The organism is Paracoccus indicus, assembly GCF_003056335.1.
GTDB lineage: Bacteria > Pseudomonadota > Alphaproteobacteria > Rhodobacterales > Rhodobacteraceae > Paracoccus > Paracoccus indicus.
The window spans coordinates 422,863-445,747 of record NZ_PYWA01000002.1 but is presented as its reverse complement, the minus strand read 5'-3'; the positions used below and the strand labels follow the sequence as shown (position 1 = coordinate 445,747).

General features: G+C 66.3%; 21 protein-coding genes. 8 read left to right on the top strand and 13 right to left on the bottom strand.

Going from position 1 to position 22,885, the window contains the following annotated elements; all coding sequences use genetic code 11:
- The first annotated feature begins 73 nt into the window (after positions 1-73).
- Positions 74-1,045 (top strand): zinc-binding metallopeptidase family protein, encoded by a 972-nt coding sequence (locus DDE75_RS05100; protein WP_108501277.1) that lies wholly within the window; start codon positions 74-76, stop codon positions 1,043-1,045.
- Here the strand turns inward: DDE75_RS05100 and DDE75_RS05095 are convergent.
- Positions 1,042-2,853 carry an ABC-F family ATP-binding cassette domain-containing protein gene (locus tag DDE75_RS05095; RefSeq protein WP_108501276.1) on the bottom strand — a complete coding sequence of 604 codons (1,812 nt, stop codon included), beginning with the start codon at positions 2,851-2,853 and terminating at the stop codon, positions 1,042-1,044. The genes DDE75_RS05100 and DDE75_RS05095 overlap by 4 nt on opposite strands.
- A 145-nt stretch (positions 2,854-2,998) precedes the next feature.
- Between DDE75_RS05095 and DDE75_RS05090 the strand changes: the two genes are divergently transcribed.
- Both DDE75_RS05090 and DDE75_RS05085 read left to right on the top strand, forming a co-directional pair.
- Positions 2,999-3,997 carry a Fe(3+) ABC transporter substrate-binding protein gene (locus tag DDE75_RS05090; RefSeq protein WP_108501275.1) on the top strand — a complete coding sequence of 333 codons (999 nt, stop codon included), beginning with the start codon at positions 2,999-3,001 and terminating at the stop codon, positions 3,995-3,997.
- 104 nt (positions 3,998-4,101) lie between these two features.
- A complete protein-coding gene (locus DDE75_RS05085) occupies positions 4,102-5,040 on the top strand; it encodes a nucleoside hydrolase (RefSeq protein ID WP_245894627.1) in 939 nt (312 codons plus the stop codon).
- Here DDE75_RS05085 and DDE75_RS05080 read toward each other — a convergent pair.
- The 9 genes from DDE75_RS05080 to pyrH form a co-directional block, all read right to left on the bottom strand.
- Positions 4,999-5,721, bottom strand: coding sequence for an OmpH/Skp family outer membrane protein (locus tag DDE75_RS05080; protein WP_108501273.1), 723 nt, complete (start codon positions 5,719-5,721; stop codon positions 4,999-5,001). The two genes, DDE75_RS05085 and DDE75_RS05080, sit on opposite strands and share 42 nt — an antisense overlap.
- On the bottom strand, positions 5,721-8,015 hold the full coding sequence (gene bamA, locus DDE75_RS05075) for an outer membrane protein assembly factor BamA (protein ID WP_108501272.1): 2,295 nt from the start codon (positions 8,013-8,015) through the stop codon (positions 5,721-5,723). The genes DDE75_RS05080 and bamA overlap by 1 nt, the downstream gene beginning before the upstream one ends.
- Before the next feature lie 101 nt (positions 8,016-8,116).
- Positions 8,117-9,448, bottom strand: coding sequence for an RIP metalloprotease RseP (rseP, locus tag DDE75_RS05070; RefSeq protein WP_108501271.1), 1,332 nt, complete (start codon positions 9,446-9,448; stop codon positions 8,117-8,119).
- Positions 9,445-10,602 (bottom strand): 1-deoxy-D-xylulose-5-phosphate reductoisomerase, encoded by a 1,158-nt coding sequence (dxr, locus tag DDE75_RS05065; RefSeq protein WP_108501270.1) that lies wholly within the window; start codon positions 10,600-10,602, stop codon positions 9,445-9,447. The genes rseP and dxr overlap by 4 nt, the downstream gene beginning before the upstream one ends.
- 3 nt (positions 10,603-10,605) lie before the next feature.
- Positions 10,606-11,442, bottom strand: a complete 837-nt coding sequence (locus DDE75_RS05060; protein WP_108501269.1) for a phosphatidate cytidylyltransferase — start codon at positions 11,440-11,442, stop codon at positions 10,606-10,608.
- Positions 11,439-12,170, bottom strand: coding sequence for a polyprenyl diphosphate synthase (uppS, locus tag DDE75_RS05055; RefSeq protein WP_108501268.1), 732 nt, complete (start codon positions 12,168-12,170; stop codon positions 11,439-11,441). The genes DDE75_RS05060 and uppS overlap by 4 nt, the downstream gene beginning before the upstream one ends.
- A gap of 5 nt (positions 12,171-12,175) precedes the next feature.
- Positions 12,176-12,739, bottom strand: coding sequence for a ribosome recycling factor (gene frr, locus DDE75_RS05050; protein ID WP_108501267.1), 564 nt, complete (start codon positions 12,737-12,739; stop codon positions 12,176-12,178).
- Positions 12,740-12,837: 98 nt separating this feature from the next.
- Positions 12,838-13,635 carry an ion transporter gene (locus DDE75_RS05045; RefSeq protein WP_108501266.1) on the bottom strand — a complete coding sequence of 266 codons (798 nt, stop codon included), beginning with the start codon at positions 13,633-13,635 and terminating at the stop codon, positions 12,838-12,840.
- 4 nt (positions 13,636-13,639) lie between these two features.
- A complete protein-coding gene (gene pyrH / locus DDE75_RS05040; RefSeq protein ID WP_108501265.1) occupies positions 13,640-14,365 on the bottom strand; it encodes a UMP kinase in 726 nt (241 codons plus the stop codon).
- Between the two features lie 82 nt (positions 14,366-14,447).
- On the opposite strand from pyrH, the gene miaA reads away from it, so the two are divergent.
- Together miaA and DDE75_RS05030 are read left to right on the top strand one after the other, a co-directional pair.
- A complete protein-coding gene (gene miaA / locus DDE75_RS05035; protein WP_108501264.1) occupies positions 14,448-15,356 on the top strand; it encodes a tRNA (adenosine(37)-N6)-dimethylallyltransferase MiaA in 909 nt (302 codons plus the stop codon).
- A gap of 141 nt (positions 15,357-15,497) precedes the next feature.
- Positions 15,498-16,493: a helix-turn-helix domain-containing protein gene (locus DDE75_RS05030; RefSeq protein WP_162798902.1), complete on the top strand. Its 996-nt coding sequence runs from the start codon at positions 15,498-15,500 to the stop codon at positions 16,491-16,493.
- Here the strand turns inward: DDE75_RS05030 and DDE75_RS05025 are convergent.
- On the bottom strand, positions 16,460-17,221 hold the full coding sequence (locus tag DDE75_RS05025) for an RlmE family RNA methyltransferase (RefSeq protein WP_108501262.1): 762 nt from the start codon (positions 17,219-17,221) through the stop codon (positions 16,460-16,462). The genes DDE75_RS05030 and DDE75_RS05025 overlap by 34 nt on opposite strands.
- On the bottom strand, positions 17,221-18,342 hold the full coding sequence (locus tag DDE75_RS05020; protein WP_108501261.1) for a Ppx/GppA phosphatase family protein: 1,122 nt from the start codon (positions 18,340-18,342) through the stop codon (positions 17,221-17,223). Before DDE75_RS05020 ends, DDE75_RS05025 begins: the two co-directional genes overlap by 1 nt.
- A gap of 209 nt (positions 18,343-18,551) precedes the next feature.
- Between DDE75_RS05020 and DDE75_RS05015 the strand changes: the two genes are divergently transcribed.
- Positions 18,552-20,003: a TrkH family potassium uptake protein gene (locus DDE75_RS05015; RefSeq protein WP_108501260.1), complete on the top strand. Its 1,452-nt coding sequence runs from the start codon at positions 18,552-18,554 to the stop codon at positions 20,001-20,003.
- Positions 20,004-20,012: 9 nt separating this feature from the next.
- Here the strand turns inward: DDE75_RS05015 and DDE75_RS05010 are convergent, their stop codons facing one another.
- The gene (locus tag DDE75_RS05010) at positions 20,013-21,362 is read right to left on the bottom strand and encodes a peptidoglycan-binding protein (RefSeq protein WP_211659298.1); all 1,350 of its coding nucleotides are present in this window, start codon (positions 21,360-21,362) and stop codon (positions 20,013-20,015) included.
- 126 nt (positions 21,363-21,488) lie between these two features.
- Here DDE75_RS05010 and DDE75_RS05005 point away from each other — a divergent pair, with 126 nt between their 5' ends.
- On the top strand, positions 21,489-22,412 hold the full coding sequence (locus DDE75_RS05005; protein WP_108501259.1) for a glycine--tRNA ligase subunit alpha: 924 nt from the start codon (positions 21,489-21,491) through the stop codon (positions 22,410-22,412).
- On the top strand, positions 22,409-22,885 hold the full coding sequence (locus DDE75_RS05000) for a DUF6446 family protein (RefSeq protein ID WP_108501258.1): 477 nt from the start codon (positions 22,409-22,411) through the stop codon (positions 22,883-22,885). Before DDE75_RS05005 ends, DDE75_RS05000 begins: the two co-directional genes overlap by 4 nt.

The window sequence follows — 22,885 nt, the reverse complement described above, 5'->3', positions numbered from 1 at the left end:
ACCTTATGCCGATGGCAGGAACCTTGGGGCGGCCGTCGCGCTTGTGCCATGCCACGAACCGACCGGAACCCCGATGCAACGCTTCACCTGTCCCGCCTGCGGGACCCGCGCCTATTTCCACAACCTGACCTGCATCTGCGGGGAACAGCTGCATTACGATCCCCGTTCCCGTGCGATGGTGGTCGATGCGATCCCCTGCAGCAACCGCCAGACAATCGCCTGCAACTGGTCCACGACCGCGGAAGGCACGCGCTGCGCGTCCTGCGCGATGTCGCATGTCGTGCCGGTGCTGCATGTGGGCGACAACCTGAACCTGTTGTCGGCGACGGAACGCGGCAAGCGATGGGTGCTGGCGAACTTGGCGCAATGGGACTGGTTCAACGACAATGATGCCGGTCGCCGCCCGCAGTTCCAGATGCTGTCGGAAAACACCGGCGGTCGCGCCCAGCAGATCATCATGGGCCACGCGGCAGGCGAGATCACCATCAACGTCACCGAGGCCGATGAGCTGATCCGCCTGAAGCGCCAGCTGGACCTGGGAGAACAGTACCGGTCGATGGTGGGGCATTTCCGGCACGAGATCGCGCATTTCCTTTTCGACCGGCTGGCCCGCAGCCCCGATTTCCAACCGGCCTTCCGCGACCTGTTCGGCGACGAACGGCAGGATTACGGGCAGGCGCTGAAGCGGCACTATGCCGAACCCCGCGATCCCGGTCGCGATTTCATTACCGGCTATGCGACGGCCCACCCCCACGAGGACTGGGCCGAAACCGTCGCCCACCTGCTGCACATGGTGGATTTCGCCGACAGTTTCGTCAGCGCCGGACTGTCGATGTCCAGCGTCCCCGAAGGCTTCAGCCCCTATCAGGAAACCGACACGCAGCGGCTGCTGTCGGTGGCGACCGAAATCGCCATCGCGGTCAACGACATCAACCGCGCGCTGGACAACCCCGACCTCTATCCCTTCGTGCTGACCGGACCGGTCCGCACCAAGATCGCCTTCGCGCATGAATGGCTGCGCGATCACCTGGACCGCGGGGTCTAACCCGCGGCCTTCTCCTCCAGCACCAGCCATTCTTCCTCGGCGTCGGCAAGGGCGGCCTGCCGTTCGCTGAGGGCAAGGCTGGCCTTTTCGAACTTGGCGGGCGCCTTGGTGAACAGCTCGGGGTCGGACATGAACTCGGTCAGCTTGGCGATCTCGGCCTCAAGGCGTTCGATCACCGCGGGCAGTTCCTCCAGCCGGTGCTTCTCGGTGAAGGTCAGCCCTTCGCGCGGCTTCTCGGCTGCCGGGGCGGCCACGGGCTGCGCTTGACGCGGGGCGGGTGCGGGCGCTGCGGGTTCGGGCTGCTGGCGCTGGTTCTGGTAATCGCTCCAGCCGCCGGCATAGACGGTGGCGCGGCCGTCGCCTTCCATCGCGACCGTGGTGTCGGCGACGCGGTCGATGAAGTCGCGGTCGTGGCTGACCAGCAGCACGGTGCCGTCGTATTCGCCCAGCAGATCCTGCAGCAGGTCCAGCGTTTCCACGTCCAGATCGTTGGTCGGTTCGTCCATGACCAGCAGGTTCGAGGGCTTGGCCATCAGCTTGGCCAGCAGCAGCCGCGCCTTTTCACCGCCCGACAGGCTGCGCACGGGCGCACGGGCCTGCGCGTCGTCGAACAGGAAATCCTTCAGATAGGCCACGACGTGCTTCGGCACGCCCCGCACCATGACCTGATCGGCGCGTCCCGACACGCTCATGTCCGGGTCGCCGGTGAGGGATTCCCACAGCGTCTGGTTGGGGTTCAGCGCCGCACGGGCCTGATCGAAGACCGCGATCTCAAGATTGGTGCCAAGGGTGACGGTGCCTTCGTCGGGGGCGACCTCTCCGGTCAGCATTTTGATCAGCGTGGTCTTGCCCGCGCCGTTCGGGCCGACAAAGGCGATGCGGTCGCCGCGCTGTATGCGCAGGTCGAAGGGGCGCAGGATCACCCGGTCGCCGAAAGCCTTCGAGATGCCCTGCACCTCGATCACCTTCTTGCCGCTGGTCGGGCCGGATTCCAGCGCCATGGCGGCGGTGCCCTGACGGCGGATCTGGCTGCTGCGTTCGGCGCGCAGATCGGCCAGCGCGCGGACGCGGCCCTGGTTGCGCTTGCGCCGCGCGCTGATGCCCTCGACGGCCCAACGGGCCTCGGCCTTGATCTTGCGGTCCAGCTTGTGGCGGGCGTCGTCTTCGGCGGCCCAAGTGGCTTCGCGCCAATCCTCGAACCCCTCGAAGCCGCGTTCCTGGCGGCGGACCTGACCGCGGTCGATCCACAGCGTGGCCTTGGTCAGGCGGCGCAAAAAGGCGCGGTCGTGGCTGATCAGCACGAAGGCCGCGCGGGTCTGGAACAGATGTTCCTCCAGCCAGCCGATGGCCTGGATGTCCAGGTGGTTGGTCGGTTCGTCCAGCAGCATCAGTTCGGGCGCACGCGCCAGCAGACGCGCCAGCGCCGCGCGACGGCGTTCGCCGCCCGATGCGGTGTCGACGGGGCGGTCGGGGTCGAATTTCAGCCCCTCGGCGGCCATGTCGACCAGATAGCCTTCGCTGTCGTCCAGCCCGTCGCGGGCGAAATCGCCAAGGGTCGCGAAGCCCGAAAGGTCGGGGTCCTGTTCCATGTAGCCGGTCGAGACGCCGGCCGAGAGGACCACGTCGCCGCGGTCGGCCTCGACGAAGCCTGCCATGACCTTCATCAGGGTCGATTTGCCCGACCCGTTGCGGCCGACCAGCGCGACGCGGTCGCCGGGCTGGACGTTCAGGGACAGGCCCTCGAATACGGGATCGCCGCCATAGGTCAGCGAGATGTCGGATAGTTGGAGAAGGGGTGCTCTTGCCATCCCTGCGCCCTAGCGCGACGCCCCTGCGCGGTCAATGGACCCCGTGCGGGCGACGCCACTAAAGACGGGATGACGCACCGCAAATTCTTGACAGCTTTTCTAAGCCATTCTATCGCGGGTCCACAACATCACGACAGGAGCTATCATGCGTCACCTGATCCTCGCCTCGCTGCTTGGCGCCACCGCCATGCCTGCACTGGCCGAAGAAGTGAACGTCTATTCGCATCGCCAGCCCGAGCTGATCCAGCCGCTGTTCGATGCCTTCACCAAGGAAACCGGCATCGCCGTCAACACCGCCTTCGTCGACAAGGGCATGGTGGAACGCCTGCAGGCCGAAGGCGACCGTTCGCCCGCCGACCTGGTCCTGACCGTCGATGTCGCCCGCTTGGGCGAGGTCAAGGAAGCCGGCGTCACCCAGGCCGTCGAGGACGAGATGCTGGACGTCATCCCCGCCGATCTGCGCGACAAGGACAACCAGTGGTTCGCCCTGACGACCCGCGCCCGCATCGTCTATGCCAGCAAGGACCGCGTGACCGATGGTGATGTCACGACCTACGAGGACCTGGCCGATCCCAAGTGGAAGGGCCGCATCTGCACCCGCAGCTTCACCAACGACTACAACGTCGCGCTGACCGCCGCCTTCCTGGCCCATCACGGCGAGGAAGAGACCCTGGCTTGGCTGCAGGGCATCAAGGACAACCTGGCCAAGCGCCCCGAGGGCGGCGACCGCGATCAGGTGAAATCCATCTGGGCCGGCGAATGCGACATCAGCCTGGGCAACACCTATTACATGGGTGCGATGCTGAAGGATGACGAACAGAAGGAATGGGCGGAATCCGTCCGCATCGTCTTCCCGACCTTCGAGGATGGCGGCACCCATGTGAACGTGTCCGGCGTGGCGATGACCAAGGCCGCCCCGAACCGCGACGCGGCGCTGAAGCTGATGGAGTTTCTGGTCAGCGACGAGGCCCAGCACATCTATGCCGAGACGAACAACGAATTCCCCGTCAAGGAAGGCGTCGACAAATCGGAACTGGTCGCAAGCTGGGGCGAATTTACGCCCGACGATCTGCCCCTGTCCGAGATCTCGGACCTGCGCCCCAAGGCGCTGGACCTGATCGAGCAGGTCAACCTGGACGGCTGATCGGCAACACCGTGACGTAACCCCCGAAAGGCGCAGGCATATCGCTTGCGCCTTTCGTCATGCTGGCGCAATCATCCGCACATCACGCAGATCAGGAGGATGGATTGGCGCAGAAGATCATCATCGACACGGACCCCGGCCAGGACGACGCCGTGGCCATCCTGCTGGCGCTGGCATCACCCGAGCTGCAGGTGCTGGGCATCACCGCCGTGGCGGGCAACGTGCCGCTGGATCTGACACAGGTGAATGCGCGCAAGATCGTCGAACTGGTGGGTCGCACCGACATTCCCGTCTTTGCAGGCTGCGACCGGCCGCTGTCGCGCGATCTGGTCACCGCCGAGCATGTGCATGGCAAGACCGGCCTCGACGGCATCGCCCTGCCCGACCCGACCATGCCCCTGCAGGACATGCATGCCGTGGACTTCATCATCCGCACCCTGCGCGACGAACCCGCAGGCAGCGTCACGCTGGTTCCCATCGGCCCCCTGACCAATATCGCCGAGGCCTTCCGCCGCGCCCCCGACATCATCGGTCGCGTGCAGCAGATCGTCCTGATGGGCGGGGCCTATTTCGAGGTGGGCAACATCACCCCCGCCGCCGAATTCAACATCTATGTCGATCCCGAAGCCGCGGCCGAGGTCTTTGACGCGGGCGTCCGGCTGGTCGTCCTGCCACTGGATGTGACCCATTCGGCGCTGACGTCGCGTGATTGGGTCGATGCCATGGCTGCCCTGCCCGGTCGCTGCGGCCCTGCCGTCGCGGGCTGGACCGATTTCTTCGAGCGTTTCGACAAGGAGAAATACGGCAGCCTCGGCGCGCCCCTGCACGACCCCTGCACCATCGCCTGGCTGCTGCGCCCCGATCTGTTCAAGGGCCGCCACATCAACGTCCAGATCGAGACCGAGGGCCGCTATACCACCGGCATGACCGTGGCCGACTGGTGGCGCGTGACCGACCGCGAACCCAATGCGCTGTTCCTGCGCGAGGTCGACCGCGACGGTCTATTCGCCTTGCTGGCCGAGCGGATCGCCCGCCTGCCCTGAGCCTTCGGCCTCTGCCTCCTGCGGCAGGGGCACGGCACCTTCGCCGTCGCCCAGCTCATCGTTCAGCAGCGTGATCAGATCCTGCGTAACGTCGATGGCATCCAGCGATACGAACAGCGTGCGCCGGTCCAACACCGCCACCGCGCCGTGTTCCTGCATGATCTGACCCATGACCGGCAGGGCCGCGCGGAAAAAGGCGCTGCGGTCGGCCTCGGCCCAGGCATTCAGCTGCTGCACGGCCTGCGCGCGTTCGCGCCGCACCTCGGTGGCGCGCAGATCGAAGCTTTCGGCCAGCTTGCGGAATTCGGCGGGCGGCAGGGTGCCGCGCTGTTCGGTCAGCTGCGTCTCCTCGGACGACAGCAGCTTGGTCAGACGCTCGTTCTCGGTCGAGATCACGTCGCCCTCGGCCTCCAGCTGGGCCTGCGCGCGCTTGCCCCAATCCGACGACAGATAGAGCACGTCCTGATCCAGCGTCAGGATCGGCGCATTGACCGCCTGTTCGGGCATCCCCTGCGTGCTGATCGTGCTGCTGGGAAGGGGCGCTGTCGGTTGCGCGAGGTCCGATCCGGGCATCTGTGGCGTCACCTCGGGGTCCTGCGCCAGAACCGGACCCGAGGAAAGGGCGGCCAGGATCACCCCGACGGCCCCCAAATTGCGCCATTCCGCCATCATCCGGCGCATCAGAACCGGGTCTGGATGGTCAGGTCGAAGTTCTGTTCCTCGTCGTAATCTTCCTGCTGCACCGCCTTCGAGAAGTTGAAGCGCAGCGGGCCGATGGGCGTGGTCCAGAAGATCGAGGCACCCACGGCAGCGCGGACATACATGTCGTCATCGACCTCGGAATTCCCCGCGGTGTTGTCCAGGCCCCAAAGCGAGCCGACATCGGCGAACAGACCGCCGGTGATGCCGTATTCCTCGGGCAGGCCGACGGGGAACTGCGCCTCGGCGCGGGCCGCCCAATAGTAGTTGCCGCCGATGGCATCCTGGTTTTCCGCCCCCAGGTCGCGCGGGCCATAGCCGTTGCTCTCGAAGCCGCGGATGCGGTTGCCGGTGCGGAAGCGGTCCAGGATCCAGGTCGAATAATCGCCATAGGTATAGATGGCGCCCGCTTCGATCTCGCCGCGCAGGGTCACTTCCTCTCGCCAGGCGGTGCTTTCGACACCAGCCAAGGCCGTCGTCGTCACCGTCTTGGTATCGCCGCCCGCGCCCGCGAAATCCTGCGAGAAGCGGAAGCGATAGGCCGTCAGCGGGTCCAGACCCGTGCGGCGCGAGTCCCAGGAATAGGTATAGCCAAGCGCCGAGGTCACGCGCGAGCCTTCCTCGTTCTGCAGCAGGATCGAGCTGTCCTCGGTCACGTCGCGCAGCGTGTCCTTGGCGATCTTGTAGCGCAGCTCGATCCGGCCATTGGCCGAGATGGGGAATTCGATCGACGGCTGGATCTGGATCGAGCGGGTGTCGTAATCGGAATTCAGGCTGTCCGTTTCATTGTAATTGGCGCTGAAGCCGAACCGCAGGTCGCGGCCAAGGAAGAAGGGCTCGGCGAAGGTGATCCCCGCCGCGCGGTCCCCGCTGGCGGTCGAGATCTGCAAGCCGACCTGCTGACCGCGGCCAAGGAAGTTGTCCTCGGTGATCGAGGCATTCAGGCCGACACCCGAGTTCACGCCATAGGAGGCCCCGAAGGACAGCGAGCCGGTCGGCTGTTCCTCGACCGCGACGCCGACGATGACCTGATCGGGACCGCTGCCCTGACGCGTTTCCACCTGTGCATCGGCGAAATAGCCAAGCGCACGGACGCGTTCGGCGGAATTGCGGATCTCGCGCGGGTTGAAGGGGTCGCCCTCGACAGTGTTGAACTGGCGGCGGATCACCTCGTCCAGCGTGGTCGTGTTGCCCTCGATGTCGATGCGCTCGACGAAGATACGCTCGCCACGGGTCAGCGCGAACGTCAGGTCCAGCGTCTGGTTCGAGGGGTTGCGCGTGATGCGCGGCTCGATGTTGACGAAGTTCAGGCCCTGCTGGATGGCGATGGTCTCCATCCGGCGGATGGTCGTGTCGATGACCGAGGGGTTGTAGACCGCCCCCCGCTCGACCCGGTTCTGTTCGGCAAAGGCCGCCGCATCCACGCCCGGGATCTCGGATACGGTATTGACCTGCCCAAAGCGATAACGCGGGCCTTCACTGATGTTGAAGGTGATGAAGAAGGCATCGCGTTCGCGCGCGATTTCAGGCGCGACGGCCTGCACCTTGAAGTCGGCATAGCCGCGCGACCGGTAATAGTCGGTCAGCAACTGCTGATCCAGCGGGATGCGTTCGGGCGCGAAGGTGTCGCGGCGGATGAAGGTGCGCAGGATGCCCGCCTGCTTGGTCTGCAGCACGTTGCGCAGACGACGGTCGGAAAAGGCGCGGTTGCCGGTAAAGCTGATGCGCTCGATCTCGGTGACGTCGCCTTCCTTGATCTCGAAGACCAGATCGACGCGGTTGCCGCTGCGGCGGATGATGCGGGGATCGACGCGGGCGGCCAGACGGCCTTCGGTCGCATAGATCTGGGCGATGGTCTGCGCATCCTGGATGGCCTGGCTGGGCTGATAGACGCGGCGCGACTGGCTTCCCACGATCTCGGCCAGGCGGTCGTCCTTCAGCTTGCGGTTGCCCTCGAACGAGATGCGGTTGATCGTGGGATATTCGCTGACGGTCACGACAAGGCGGTTGCCTTGGGGGGTCAGTTCGACGGTCTCGAACAGGCCCGAACCCTGCAGGCGCTGAAGGGCATCGTTCACCTGACCGGGCGAGACGTCGCGCCCCTGGGGCAGGTTCAGGAAGGACAGGATGGTCGCGGTTTCGACCTGGTTGTTGCCCTGGATGGTGATGTCGTTGAACACAAGCGCCATGGCGGGCGCCGGCATCAGACCCGCAGGCACCGTGATCGCCAAGGCCGTCATCAGCGCCACCGCGCCCTTGCCCAGTTTCCGTGTCATCGAAGCCCCTCTTTTCAGCCTTCACGCGCCCGTCGCGGGCTTGTCGTTTTGCCCTATCGTGTAGCCCTTTCGACAGGGGGCTGTCAAAAGCGCATCGCGGGTCAGGGGCAGAAAAGATCGTTCGTCAGGCCGAAAATCATCAGTCCCAGCACCAGCGCCATGCCGACCGTCGTCAGAAGGTTCAGCGCCCGGTCCGAGGGCGGACGGCCGCTGATCGCCTCGTAGACATAGAAAACCAGGTGCCCGCCATCCAGAACCGGGATGGGCAGCAGGTTCAGGAACCCGATGGCCGCCGACAGCACCGCGATCCACCACAGGAAGTTCGCGCCCCCCGCGCTGGCCGCCTGCCCCGTGCTTTCGGCGATGCTGATCGCGCCGCCCAGATTGCAGCTGCCAATCTGACCCGAGATCATCGCCCACATCCCCGTCAGCGACGACACGATGATCCCCCAGGTCTGGGCGACGCCAAGGCCGATCGCCTCGATCGGGCCGGCGCGGCGCATTTCGGGGGTAAAGAAGCTGTTGCCGCCGGTCACGCCGATCAGCCAGCGCTGTTCATATCCACCGGCCTCGGCGGGCAGGTCCGACAGCTTGGGGCGCAGCGTGACCTGGATGGGATCGCTGCCTGCGCGCCAGACATCCAGCACCAGCGGATCGCCCTCCGCAGCCTCGACCGCCTCGCGCATCTGGGTGAAGCGTGTGATGGGCTGGCCGTCGATGGCCGTCACCACGTCACCGGCCCGCAGACCGGCATCGGCCGCCGCACTGCCCGGCGCCACGCCCGAAACCTGCGCAGGCATCGGATCGGGGCCCGCGACGGTCATCTGCTGGCCGTCACGTTCCACGCGCCAATCCTGCTGGGCAGCGATGGGCAGGTCCTGCGCGGCGCGGCCGACATCGCCCCAGTTCTCCAGCGCGATGTCCCCCACGGCCAGCAGTTTGTCGCCCGGCAGCAGCTGATTGGTGATGGCGGGCGGCGCCTCGGAGACCTGACCCACCCGCAGATCGGGCGAGGGCAGACCCTGGAACAGCGCGAAGCCGCCGAAGATCAGGATCGACAGGATGAAGTTGAAGACCGGCCCCGCCAGCAGCGTGGCAAAGCGCCCCCACAGCGGCGCGCCCTGCAACGTCTGACGCCGCAGCGCCGGATCGACCGTTCGCCCCGGCCCCGCGCTGGCGGCATTCTCGTCGCCGAGGAAGCGGACATAGCCGCCCAAGGGCAGCGCCGCGATCTGCCAGACGGTCCCGCGCTTATCCACGCGCGATGCCAGACGCGGGCCGAAGCCGACCGAGAACACCTCGGCCCTTATGCCGGACCAGCGGCCCACGATGTAATGGCCGTATTCATGCACCGTCACGATGACGGCCAGCGCCACCACGAAGGATGCCAGCGTCCACAGGGTGCTGCCTGCGCCAAGGATCAGATCGGTCATGCGGCGGCCTTCTGTCGCGCAAGCGCGTCCCATTCAAGGACCGCCTGCAAGGTGTCGGGATCATCGCCAAAGCCCGCTTCGGCCGAGAGGCTCTCGAGCGTGGCTTCGACCCGGGGGGCCATGTCGGTGAAACGGATGCGGCCCGCGATGAAATCGTCCAGCGCCTGTTCCTTGGCGGCGTTGAAGACCGCGCCTGCGGCTCCGCCCGCGGCCATCACCTCCCGTGCCAGGCGCAGGGCGGGCCAGCGGATCTCGTCGGGGGCGCGGAAGGTCAGGCTGCCTGCGCGGGCCAGATCCAGCGGCGGCACCGGAAGCGCGCGGCGTTCGGGCCAATGCAGCGCGTAACCGATGGCGTGGCGCATGTCGGGCGCGCCCAGATGGGCGATGCTGCCGCCGTCGATATGGTTGACGATGGCGTGGATAATGGATTCGGGATGGACCAGCACGTTGATCTGGTCGGGGGCGAGGCCGAAGAACTCCTTGGCCTCGATCACCTCCATCGCCTTGTTGAACATGGATGCGCTGTCGATGGTAATGCGTTGGCCCATCGCCCAGTTCGGATGGGTAGAGGCCTCGGCCACCGTCGCCGCCGCCAGCCGTTCCAGCGGCCAGTCGCGGAAAGCCCCACCCGAGGCGGTGATGGTCACATCCTTGACGCTGTCGAGGCTTTCACCGCCAAGCGCTTGGAACAGGGCGGAATGTTCGCTGTCGACCGGCAGGATGGTGGCACCGCTGTCCCGCCCCGTGCGGCGCAGCAGATCGCCCGCGCAGACCAGCGATTCCTTGTTGGCCAGCGCCAGCACGCCGCCCTGCGCCAGCGCTGTCAGACCCGGGGCAAGCCCGGCGGAACCCACGATGGCCGACAGCACCCAATCGGCGGGCATGGCAGCAGCCTCGGTCAAGGCAGCTTCGCCCGCGGCGGCGCGGACATCGCTGCCTGCAAGGGCCGCGCGCAGGTCTTCCAGCAGATCGGGATGGGCGGTCACGGCAACCTTGGCGCGCAGGTCGCGGGCCATCTGCGCCAGCCGCGCAATGTTGCGTCCGCCGGTCAGCGCCACGACGTCATAAGCATCCGCCCCGCCGCCCCGGCGGATCAGATCGACGCCATTCGCACCGACCGAGCCGGTCGCACCGAAGATTGAAATGCGTCGCATCGGTCAGTTCACCACGGGCAGGCTTGTCAGGAACCCGATCAGCATGGTCGCCAGAACGGCCCCCGTCACTGCGTCAAAACGATCCATGAAGCCGCCGTGCCCCGGGATCAGGTTGCTGCTGTCCTTGACGCCCGCGCGCCGCTTCAGCCAGCTTTCGGCGATATCGCCCATCTGCCCCGCAAAGCAGACCAGCGGAGAGATCCAGATCAGCGTGGCGTTCCCCTGCCCCGTCGCCCACAGGATGACGCCCAGAAGGCAGGCGCCGATCCAGCCGGCGATGGTGCCGGACCAGGTCTTCTTGGGGCTGAGCGCGGGCCAGAACTTGGGGCCGCCGATGATGCGGCCGAAAAAATACCCCGCCGTGTCCGAGATGATGATCACCCCCATCAGCCACAGCACGAAGTTCAGGCCGAAGCTTTCGCGGAACATCACCAGTTCATAGGCGACCAGCATGATGGCAATGCCGAAGATCGCATAGGTGCCGCGGTCACGCTTGGCGGCCCCCGGCAGGCCCAGCAGGATCGGTACCAGCAGCGCAAGCCAGGACCACGACCCGAAGGATGTCAGCGCGACCGATTGCGACACACCTGCGATGGCGGCCAGCGCCACGGGCCGGCTGCGGCCGAACAGGGTGACGTGGCGGGCCGGATATTTCCAGCCCGTCATCGCTGCAAGTTCCCAGAAGGTGATGGCCGAGATCACGGCCATGCCAAGCCGCAGCCATAGCCCCTGCGCCACGGCCAGCAGCACGCCGATCGCCAGCAGCACCAGGGTCGAGGCGACGCGTCGGGACAGATCGCCCCAACGGCCCGCCGCGACGATGGGCCTTGTCCTGATCATACGCCCCCGAAACGCCGGTCGCGCATGCCGAAGCGATCAAGGATGGTCGACAGGTGATCGGGGGTGAAATCCGGCCAGAGCGTCGGCGTGAATTCATATTCCGCGTAAGCCGCCTGCCACGGCAGGAAGTTCGAGGTGCGGGTTTCACCCGATGTGCGGATGACCAGATCCGGGTCAGGTTGGTCGGCGGTATCCATGCAGGCGGCCAGATCGCTTTCCGAGGGCTGCGCGACCTCGCCCGCCGCGATCTTTTCCGCAAGACGGGTCGAGGCGCGCAGGATCTCGTCCCGCCCGCCATAGTTGATCGCCACCGTCAGGTTCAGCCGCGTGTTGCCGGCCGTGCGGGCCTCGATGGCGGCCATCAGGGCCTGCAGCTTGGGGTCCAGCCGCTCGCGCCCGCCGATGAAGCGCATGCGCACCCCTTCGGCGGACATGCCGACGGCCTCGCGTTCGATATAGCGGCGGAAGATCTTCATCAGACCCAGCACCTCTTCGGTCGAACGCTTCCAGTTCTCGGTCGAGAAGGCATAGATCGTCAGCCAGTCCACGCCCAGGTCGGGACAGGCCCGCACGATCTGCTTGACGCGTTCGGCCCCACGACGATGGCCGACCAGGCGTGGCCAGCCCCGTTCCGTGGCCCAACGCCCGTTGCCATCCATGATGATGGCGACGTGCCGGGGCCGCGCCCCGTCACCCGATGCCACTGCTGCCTCCCTTGCCGCTGCCATTCGGCTCAAACCTGCATGATCTCGGCCTGCTTGGCCTCGAGCGCTTCGTCCACGGATGCGATCATCCGGTCGGTCAATGCCTGGATCTCGGTTTCCCAGAACTTCTGGTCATCCTCGGGCATGCCGTTCGACTTGCCCTTCTTGACCTTGTCCATGCCGTCGCGGCGCACGTTGCGCATGGAAACGCGGGCGCTTTCGGCGTATTGGGCGGCGACCTTGGTCAGCTCGCGGCGGCGCTCCTCGTTCAGCTCGGGGATCGGCAGCATGATGATGGTGCCGTTCAGCTGCGGATTGATGCCAAGGCCGCTTTCGCGCAGCGCCTTTTCCACCTTGCCGACCATGCCCTTGTCCCAGACATTGATGGTGACCATGCGGGGCTCGGGGACGTTCACGGTGCCAAGCTGGTTGATCGGGGTCATCTGGCCATAGGCCTCGACCTGAACCGGATCGATCATCGAGGCGGATGCCCGCCCCGTGCGCAGGCTGGCGAATTCGCTGCGCAGGCTTTCCATCGCGCCCTTCATCCGGCGTTCCAGATCGTCAATATCGATTTCGATGTCCTCGGCCATGTGGGACTGCCTCTACGTTTGGATTTCGTTTGCTTGTAACTGCATTGCCGGGGGTTGGCAAAGCCTTTGCCCAACCTTGCGGCAGTGCGCGGCGGGTGTCAGCCGGGCGGCCTGTCGTCATGGTCACGCTGTCGCGCCAGCATCGCCTCGATGGCGGTCAGACGCTCCAGCACCTGGTCGCGATAGGCCTCGGTGGCGGCGGTCTCCTCCTCCTGGTGGGCCTCCTGCATCGAATTCACGATGAGGCCGACGACAAGGTTCATCACCGCGAAGGTGGTGACCAGGATGAAGGGCACGAAGAACAGCCAGGCCTGCGGGAAGACCTCCATCACCGGGCGGACGATGCCCATCGACCAGCTTTCCAGCGTCATGATCTGGAACAGCGAATAGGCCGAATTGCCCAGGTCGCCGAACCAGTCGGGGAAGGCGGCCGAGAACAGCTTGGTCGCCATCACCGCGAAGATGTAGAAGATGATCCCCATCAGCAGAAAGACGCTGGCCATGCCGGGCAGCGCCGACAGGAAGCCCTCGACCACGCGACGAAGGCGCGGCGTGACCGAGACGATGCGCAGAAGCCGCAGGATGCGCAGCGCGCGCAGCACCGACAGCCCCTGCGTCGCGGGCATCAGCGCGATGCCCACCACCACCAGATCGAAGATGTTCCAGCCGTCGCGGAAGAACGCCAGGCGGCGTGCGAACAGCTTGGCCGCGATCTCGGCCACGAAGATGGCAAGGCACAGCCCGTCCAGGATCAGGATCAGCGGGCCCACCCGTGCCATCACCGTCCCCGAGGTTTCCAGCCCCAGGATGACGGCGTTGAACAGGATGACGCCCATGATGAAGGCCTGGCCCGAGGGGCCATGGACGATGCGGTCGACCCGCGCGCGCAGGCTCATGATGTCAGTTGTGGACGCGGGTATAGGTGCCGCGGCCCTCCAGGATCGTGCGGAAGCCCCCCAGCTGATCCAGCGAGAAGACGATGATCGGCAGGCGGTTGTCGCGGGCCAGCGCGATGGCGGATGCATCCATCACGCCCAGATGCTTCTGCAAGACCTCGTCATAGCTGACCTCGCCATAGCGCTTGGCGTCGGGGAACTTGACCGGGTCCTTGTCATAGACGCCATCGACCTTGGTGCCCTTGAAGATCGCCTCGCAGTTCATCTCGCTGGCGCGCAGGGTGGCTGCGGTATCGGTGGTGAAATAAGGGTTGCCGGTTCCGGCGGCGAAGATCACGATCCGCTTCTTTTCCAGGTGGCGGATGGCACGGCGGCGGATGTAGGGCTCGCAGACCTCATCCATGCGGATGGCGCTGATCACGCGGCAATGCAGCCCGTGCGCTTCCAGCGCGGCCTGCATTGCCAGCGCGTTCATCACGGTGGCCAGCATCCCCATGTAGTCGGCGGTGGTGCGCTCCATCCCCTGCGCGCTGCCCTGCAACCCGCGGAAGATGTTGCCGCCGCCGATTACCATGCAGACCTCGACGCCCATGGCCTGGACGGTTGCGACCTCATTGGCGATGCGCGCGACGGTGGGCGGGTTCAGGCCATAGCCCTGATCGCCCATCAGGGCCTCGCCCGAGATCTTCAGCATCACGCGGCCATATTGCTTCGGTGTCTCGGTGGTCATCTGGGGCTCCTGTCGCCGGGTCGCTTTCATCGCGCCGTTAAATGTCGCAAAAGACCCGCAGGATCAACTGTCCGGATAGCCAATGCTGAAACTTGACCTGACACAGATCGACGGCTCGCGCCACCTGCTGATCGCAGGACCGACCGCCAGTGGCAAATCGGCACTGGCGATGGCGGTCGCGCAGGCACAGGGCGGGCTGATCGTGAACGCCGATGCGCTGCAGGTCTGGTCCTGCTGGCGGGTGCTGACGGCGCGGCCTTCGGCGGATGACGAACAGGCCGCGCCCCATGCGCTTTACGGGCATGTGGGGCCGGACCAGACCTATTCGGTGGGCGACTGGCTGCGGCAGGTCGGCGATCTGCTGGGCCGGCGGCTGATCATCGTGGGCGGCACGGGGCTGTACCTGTCGGCGCTGACACGCGGGCTGGCCGACATCCCCGCCACCCCCCATGCCATCCGCGCCGAGGCCGACGCACGCCTGCTGCAACCCGGCGGGCTGGCGGGCATGATCGCCGATCTGGATGCAACGACGCGCGCCCAGATCGACCTGAAGAACCCCGTCCGCGTCCAGCGCGCGTGGGAGGTTCTGCAGGCCACCGGGCGCGGCATCGCCGCATGGCAGGCCGATACGCCCCCGCCCCTGATCGCGCCGCAAGACTGCCAGCGCATCGTCGTCACCTCGGACCGCGACTGGCTGGCCGATCGTATTGCGGCCCGTTTCCGCATCATGCTGGATCAGGGCGCGCTGGACGAGGTCCGCGCCATGCTGCCCCATTGGGACCCTGCCCGACAATGGGCCAAGGCCATCGGCGCCCCCGATCTGGTGGCCCATCTTCTGGGCGGGCTCGATATGGCGCAGGCGACGGAACTGGCGATCATCGCCACGCGTCAATATGCCAAGTCCCAACGCATCTGGTTCAGGAACCGCATGAAGGACTGGCAGATGTGGCACGCAAGCCACGAAGGGATGCATCCGCTCGACATCAGGTGAAACCGGAAGCACGGTTGTTGAGTTCTGCTTCAGATAGGCGATAATCCGCTTATCCTGAATCCAGGGATGCCGACGATGTCACTTTGGGAACGCACGGGCTGGACGGGAGGATTCCCGTTTTCACAAACGAACCTCCGGCCCGTGGGCCGTGGATCGGCGAAGGGCATCGACGTTACCGCCGCCACCGTCCCCGAGGCTGGCACCGCCCCCATCCGCCATCGCCCCTGGCTGCGACAGTCCGCGCCCACGGGCAGGATCGTCGTTCCCGACGCGCTGAACGTGCGCATTGGCCCAGCCTCGCGCCGCCATGCCCCGCGCAAGGCCAGCTTGCGCCTGTTCCCCTTGGGCGGCTTCACATGGGGCAGCCAAGGCCATCCCATCCGCCCGCGCACCCGTCCCGATCACACGCTGATCTGGGTGACGGGTGGTGCCATGCGCCTGGATCTGCCGCGTCAGTCGCTGCTGCTGCAATCGGGCGACGTGCGCTACATCCCGGCGGGAACGGCCTTCGCCGCCATCCCGCAAGAAGGCGCCGAGGGTCACGTCCTGACCATCTCGCCCGAGCTGACGCCCGAGGTCGATCCCGCCCTGCCGACGCAGATGACGGCGGGCAGCATCGGGCAATCGGGCGCCGCCCTGCTGGTGAACCTGCAGGAACTGGTGCGCGAGGCGACGAACAATCCGGACCGCAAGGCCCTGACCTGCCACCTGAACCTGTTGTCGTTGCGCCTGTCGCGGCTGGACCCTGAACGCCAGCCCCATGCTGCAAGGACGACCCCTGCCGCCGACCGCCCGCTTGTCGACCGCTTCCTGACGCTGGCCGACCAGCAGTTGGGATCATGGCAGACGCTGGCCGACATGGCCCAGCAACTGGATGCGACGCTGACCCAGCTGGATCGCGCCTGCATCGAGGCCAAGGGCCGTCGTGCCGTCGAGCTTCTGCATGAATTGCGGCTGGAGCGCGCGGCCGAGTTGCTGCACCACACCAACCGCCCCGTCGGGCGGATCGCTCTGGATCTGGGCTATGCCAGCCAGACGCATATGACCCGCGCCTTCGTCGCGGCCACGGGCCGCACGCCCGAGACCTTCCGCATCCAGATGCGTCAGCTGTCGTCGGCCTCGCCCGCCTCGGCCTGAATGCCGCGACCGTGGAAGCAGGTCGCCACGACGAACTTCTCGGACGAATCACTGCGGCTTGCAGGCGGCTTGACGTTCACGACCTTGGTGAAGTTCTTCTTCAGCATGGTCTGCATGTCGTTTTCCGCACCACCGGCCAGAACCTTGGCGACGAAGGTGCCACCCGGCTCCAGCACGTCGAAGGCCAACTGGGCCGCAGCCTCGACCAAGGCGACGATTCGGATGTGGTCGGTCCCCTTGTGACCCGAGGCCGAGGCCGCCATGTCCGACATCACCACATCGGCAGGTCCGCCCAGCCAGCCCTTGACCAGATCGTCGGCGCCCTCGGACAGGAAATCCAGCTGATGGATCTCGGCGCCCGCGATGGGATCGACCTCCTGCAGGTCCAGACCCAGCACACGGCCCACGGATTTTCCCGACTTCTCGCCCAAGGCGTTCACGCGGGCGACGGCGACTTGGCACCAGCCGCCGGGGGCGCAGCCAAGGTCCACCACCCGCGCGCCGGGCACCAGGAAGCGATACTTGTCGTCCAGTTCCAGAATCTTGTAGGCCGCCCGCCCGCGATAGCCTTCGCGACGGGCGCGCACGACATAGGGGTCGTTCAACTGCCGTTCCAGCCACAGCTTGCTGGACATCTTGCGGCCCTTGGCGGTCTTCACGCGGACCTTCAGGTCGCGCTGGCCGCGGCCGCTTGTCTTGCCCGACCGGCTGATAGGTTGTTTTGTCATTAGGCCACTCCGTTCAGTCCGTCAGGCGTCAGCACCCCATCGCGCACCATCTGGGCATAAAGCAACCCCTCTCGCAGGCCGCGATCGGCAACCGACAGCTTATTCGTCGGCCAGACGCGCATCAACGTCTGCAGGATCGCCGCCCCCGACATGATCAGCGCCTGACGTTCGCGCCCGATGCGCGGGTCGGACCGCCGCCCGTCGGGACCAAGCTGCAGATAGGAATGGATCACGCGGTCGATCTGGTCGCTGGTCATCTCCAGCCCGTCCACCTTGGTTCGGTCATAGCGGCGCAGGTTCAGGAAGCTGGCCGCCACCGTCGTCACCGTCCCCGATGTGCCGATGATCTGGAACCCCTCGTCGGGCGATCCGTCGGCATAGGGGCTGAAGTTCGCCAGTGCTTCCTCAAAGAACCACGACATCAGGGCGAAGCGGCCCTGATCGTCCTGAACATCCACGAACTGATCGCGCAGGGTCGCCACGCCCAGGGGCACGCTGATCCAGTCGACGACACGCGCGCCGCCGGGCTGCGGATTGCCGAAGCCTTCCGACAGCCGCATGATCGCGCGGGGGCGTTCCTTGGGTTCGACGTCCTCCAGGTCGATCCAGACCAGCTCGGTCGATCCGCCGCCGATATCGACGACCATCAGCGTCTCGGTCTTGTGGCTGACCAGCGGTGCGCAGCTGATCACGGCCAGACGCGCCTCTTCTTCGGCGCCGATCACCTCGACCGGCAGGCCGGTTTCACGCCGAATGGACCGCATGAAGTCGCGGCTGTTCCGCGCACGACGGCATGCTTCCGTGGCCACAAGGCGCATGTTCTGCACCTTGTGCTGATCCAATTTGCGCTTGCAGACCTGCAGCGCATGGACGGTGCGCGCCATCGAACTGCGGGACAGCCGTCCCGAAGCTTCCAGCCCATGACCAAGCTGCACGGGCTTGGAGAAGCTGTCGATGACCTGGAACTGACTGCCCGTCGGACGGGCAATCAGCATCCGGCACGAATTTGTGCCAAGGTCGAGGGCTGCATAGAGCGCCCCCTCCTCGGATTTCAGGGTGCCTGACGGCTCTACCGTTTTTCTCGGGAACGCGTCTGCACCCGCAGGACGCTTGGGCGTCATGTTACGCCCTCCGATGACAAGTTAATCAAAAGGTAACGTGCCGGGGTGGCCCAATCAAGAGCCAGCGGCCCGCTTGCTTGAATTGGTTGCCGCAGGGTCAGTCGCAGGCCCGCCGACAGACGGGTCGTGCCTGCATCAGGGGGCGGCAAATGGCGGCGCCATGTCGCAGGGCGCTTGACGACCGGCGGGGGCTTCGTCAATCAGGTCCGATGATCGACCTGCGCCCCGTAGCCCATCCGATTGGCAAGATCGTCTTCGCATTGGGCGGGTTCATGCTTGCACCCATGCTGATCGATCTGTGGAACGGCGATCCGCATTGGCTGGTCTTCCTGGAATGCGCCATCATCACCACGGTCTGCGGGCTGCTGACGGTGGTGGCCACGCGCGGCGAACAGAAGACGCTGAAGATCCAGCAGGCGTTCCTGCTGACCTCGGGGATCTGGGTAACGCTGCCGGTCTTCGGCGCCCTGCCCTTCATCCTGGGCGCGCCGCACGCCAGCATCGTCGACGCCTATTTCGAGGCGATGTCGGGCGTCACCACCACCGGCACCACCGCGTTTCCCAAGCTGGACGGCCTGCCCGAGGGCACGCATCTGTGGCGCGCGCTGCTGCAATGGATCGGCGGCTTGGGGATCGTCGTGGTCGCCATGGTCTTCCTGCCGGTCATGAAGGTCGGCGGCATGCAGTTCTTCCGGTCCGAGGGGTTCGACACCCTCGGCAAGGTTCTGCCCCGCGCCGGAGAGATCGCGACCGAGATGACCATGGTCTACCTTCTGATGACGGGGGCATCCGCGATCACCTTCATGCTGCTGGGCATGACCGGTTTCGACGCGGTGATCCATGCGCTGACGACCTGTTCGACGGGCGGCTTTTCCAACTACGACGCCAGCATGGGGACCTATCTGGGGGGGCCGGAATGGGCGGCCTCGGTCTTCATGGTCATGGCGTCGGTCCCCTTCATCCGGCTGGTGCAGGCGATGCGCGGGAACTACGTCCCGCTGTGGCAGGACCGGCAGGTGCGGACCTATCTGCGCTGGATCTGCTATGTCTGCGCGATCATCATGATCTATCGCCTGACCTTCATGCATCAGGACAGCGACCTGCCCGAGATGCTGCGCGAGACCGTCTTCAACACCATCTCGGTCTTTTCAGGGACGGGTTTCGCCTCGACCGACATGTCGGCCTGGGGGCATCTGCCGCTGACGCTGCTGATCATCGCGGGGCTGATCGGCGGCTGCACGGGATCGACGGGCTGTTCGGTCAAGATCTTCCGCTACCTGGTGCTGCTCGAGGCCGTGCGCGCCCAGATCCGCCGGATGCATTCGCCCCATCGCGTCTATCCGCTGCGCTACGAGGGCCAGCCGCTGGACAAGGGCATCATCGATTCGGTCATGGCCTTCTTCACGCTGTTCATGCTGACCTTCGGCCTGCTGATCGTGGGGCTGGCGCTGACGGGGCTGCATCCGCGCACCGCCCTGACCGCCGCATGGACGGCCATCGCAAACATCGGCCCACTCTGGGGCCCCGAGGTGTCGTCGAACGGGTCCATCGTCGATTTCCCCGCCGCCGCCAAATGGCTGATGATCCTGGGCATGTATCTGGGCCGGCTGGAGCTGGTCTCGGTGCTGGTCCTGCTGATGCCCAGGTTCTGGCGGCCCTGAGGCCCCCGTTCAGGGGGCCGTGGTTTCGGGTTCCTTGGCTTCGGGGCCCGTGGCGGGTTCGCCCGGCAGGGCCGCGGGGGCCATGTCCTCGTTCTGGCCGGGGGCCTTGCGGGTCAGGCTGTCGCTGATCTCGGCCAGGATGCGGGCCTGATCCTGCTGGTCGGCGGTGGGCCAGATCAGCACGAAACCCTCGGCCCGACCATCGCGGACCCAGCCTTCCGCCGCGCCGATGTGGTCGTCGTTTTCCCCGCGCAGCGTGACATGGCCGCGCTGCACGTCGCGTTCGGGCTGAGGCACCCAGCCAAGCGCCGTCACCAGCCCTGCAAGGTCCAGCAGCTCCTGCTGTCCGCCGGGCTGGCTGAAGAGGATCATCGCCGCCCCCGAGCCGTCCTTGGGCCCATAGATCGACAGCGCCCGTTCCGCGCGGTCGAATTGCAGCGCCCCCATCGGCGCCGTCACCGACAGGCCCGTCGCCTGATCGTCCAGCTGTTCCAGCCCCATCGCCTCGCGCCATTCGGCACGGCGTTCCGCCAGAAGGCGCATGGCCGTCCCCGGATCGGTCGAGGCGCGGGCGGATAGGATCTCGGCCTGGATGGCGGCTTGGGTCTTGGGACCGTCGCGCCCGTCGATCCGGCCGTCGTAATGCCCCGCCCATCGCAGCGCGCGCTGCACCTGGTCCAGCGGAGGCATCGGCTCGGGGTCGCCCGAGGCGCCAAGCTGCGGTGCCTCGCCCTCGTCCAGCGCCTGCCCCAGGTCGGCGGCCTGCGTCACCAGCGCGTCGCGCGGGATCAGCTTGCCGGATTTCAGCACCGGCAGCCAGTCTCGGGCGACGTCATCCTGCACGGGGCCAAGGGCGACGGTGAACCAGCCGTTCGGCAGCTGCCAGAGGCCCGCACCGGGAAATTCCTTGCGGTTGCGTGCCAGCGCCTCATCGGCCTCGGCGCGGTCCTGGAAGGACTCCAACTGCAGATAGCTGCCTTGCGGCGCCGGTTCCGCGGGCGTTTCGGCAACTTCGGGCTCTGCCACCGGCTGATCGGCCTTGGGGGCCTCGCCAAGGCGGGTCAGTTCGGTTCCAGGTGCCGCTTCGGTGACGAAGGCATCGCCCGGAACGACGCCCTTGGCCTTCAGATCCGCCAGCCGCGCCAAGGCCGCCTCGCGGTCCATCGGCCCAAGCGCGATCCCCGTCCAGCCGCCCTTCAGGGGCAGCGTCACCACGTCGTCGAAGCGTTCCGCCCAGCCCGCCGCCGTCGTCGCCGCAAGCTCGGGCGCGCGCTTCGCTTCCAGCCGGATCAGCGCATCCTGCGCCATCGCCGCGCCGGGCAGCGCCGCCGCCAGAACCATTACCGCCAACTGCCGCATCGCAGCCTCCTTGAATGTCTTTGCCGTCGCGGGGGTCGTCCCGCCTGCGGGCCTTTATTGACCCTGTTCCTTCCCGCGCCTAGAAGACGCGAAAGCCTCGCCCGATCTACGCAAAAGGATGGCCCGATGACCAGCCCCAACCGACCCCGCAGCTTCCAGGAGATCATCCTGCGCCTGCAGACCTATTGGGCGACCAAGGGCTGCGCGATCCTGCAGCCCTACGACATGGAGGTCGGCGCGGGCACCTTCCACCCCGCGACCACGCTGCGCGCTCTTGGCGGCAAATCCTGGGCCGCGGCCTATGTCCAGCCCTCACGCCGCCCGACCGACGGGCGCTATGGCGAAAACCCCAACCGCTTGCAGCATTACTACCAGTATCAGGTCATCATCAAACCCAGCCCACCCGACCTGCAGGACCTCTATCTGGGCAGCCTGCGCGCGATCGGCCTGGACCCGATGGTCCATGACGTCCGCTTCGTCGAGGATGACTGGGAATCCCCCACCCTCGGCGCATGGGGCCTTGGATGGGAGGTCTGGTGCGACGGGATGGAGGTCAGCCAGTTCACCTATTTCCAGCAGGTCGGCGGTCACGACTGCAAACCCGTCAGCGGAGAGCTTACCTATGGCCTGGAGCGTCTGGCCATGTATGTGCTCGGCGTCGAACATGTCATGGACATGCCCTTCAACGACCCTGACAGCCCCACGCCCCTGACCTATGGCGACGTCTTTCGCCAGACCGAGCAGGAATATTCCCGCTGGAACTTCGATCAGGCCGACACCGAGATGCTGTTCCAGCACTTCAAGGACGCCGAGGCCGAATGTGCCCGCATCCTGGAAGCTGCCGAAACCGACAGCGCCGGTCGCCGCATCCCGATGGCGCATCCCGCCTATGACCAGGCGATCAAGGCCAGCCATCTGTTCAACCTGCTGGATGCCCGCGGCGTCATCAGCGTGACCGAACGTCAGGCCTATATCGGCCGCGTGCGGGCGCTGGCCAAGGGTTGCGCCGACCTTTTCCTGACCACGGATGCGGGCGGTGCCACCGCATGAACTGGGGCAAGGTCGCAGCCGCATCGATCACGCTGGCCGCCATCGCGGCGGGCGCAGGCATGTGGTATGCGCAGGAATACGGCTATTACGACCGCATCGACGCTGACGGTCACGATGCCCGCATCGCCGTGACCACCCCTGCGGGAACACGCGACCTGACCCTGACCGATTTCAAAGGCATCGACGCCGACAGCTCGCCCCTGCGCTGGCGGGCCTGCGCGGTGGCGGATGACGTCCCCGCCGATGCCCTGCCCTTCGACGATCCCACGCCCCTGATCGCGCCCCGCTGGTTCGACTGTTTCGACGCCCAGCAAATCGGCGCAGATCTGGAATCCGGTGCCGCCCGCGCCGTCCTGTCCATGGCCGAGATCCGGCCCGACGTGGACCGCGTGCTGGCCGTCTATCCCGACGGCCGTGTCTTCGGCTGGCACCAATACAACGACAAGACCCCGGAACGCGGAGTGATGGACTGA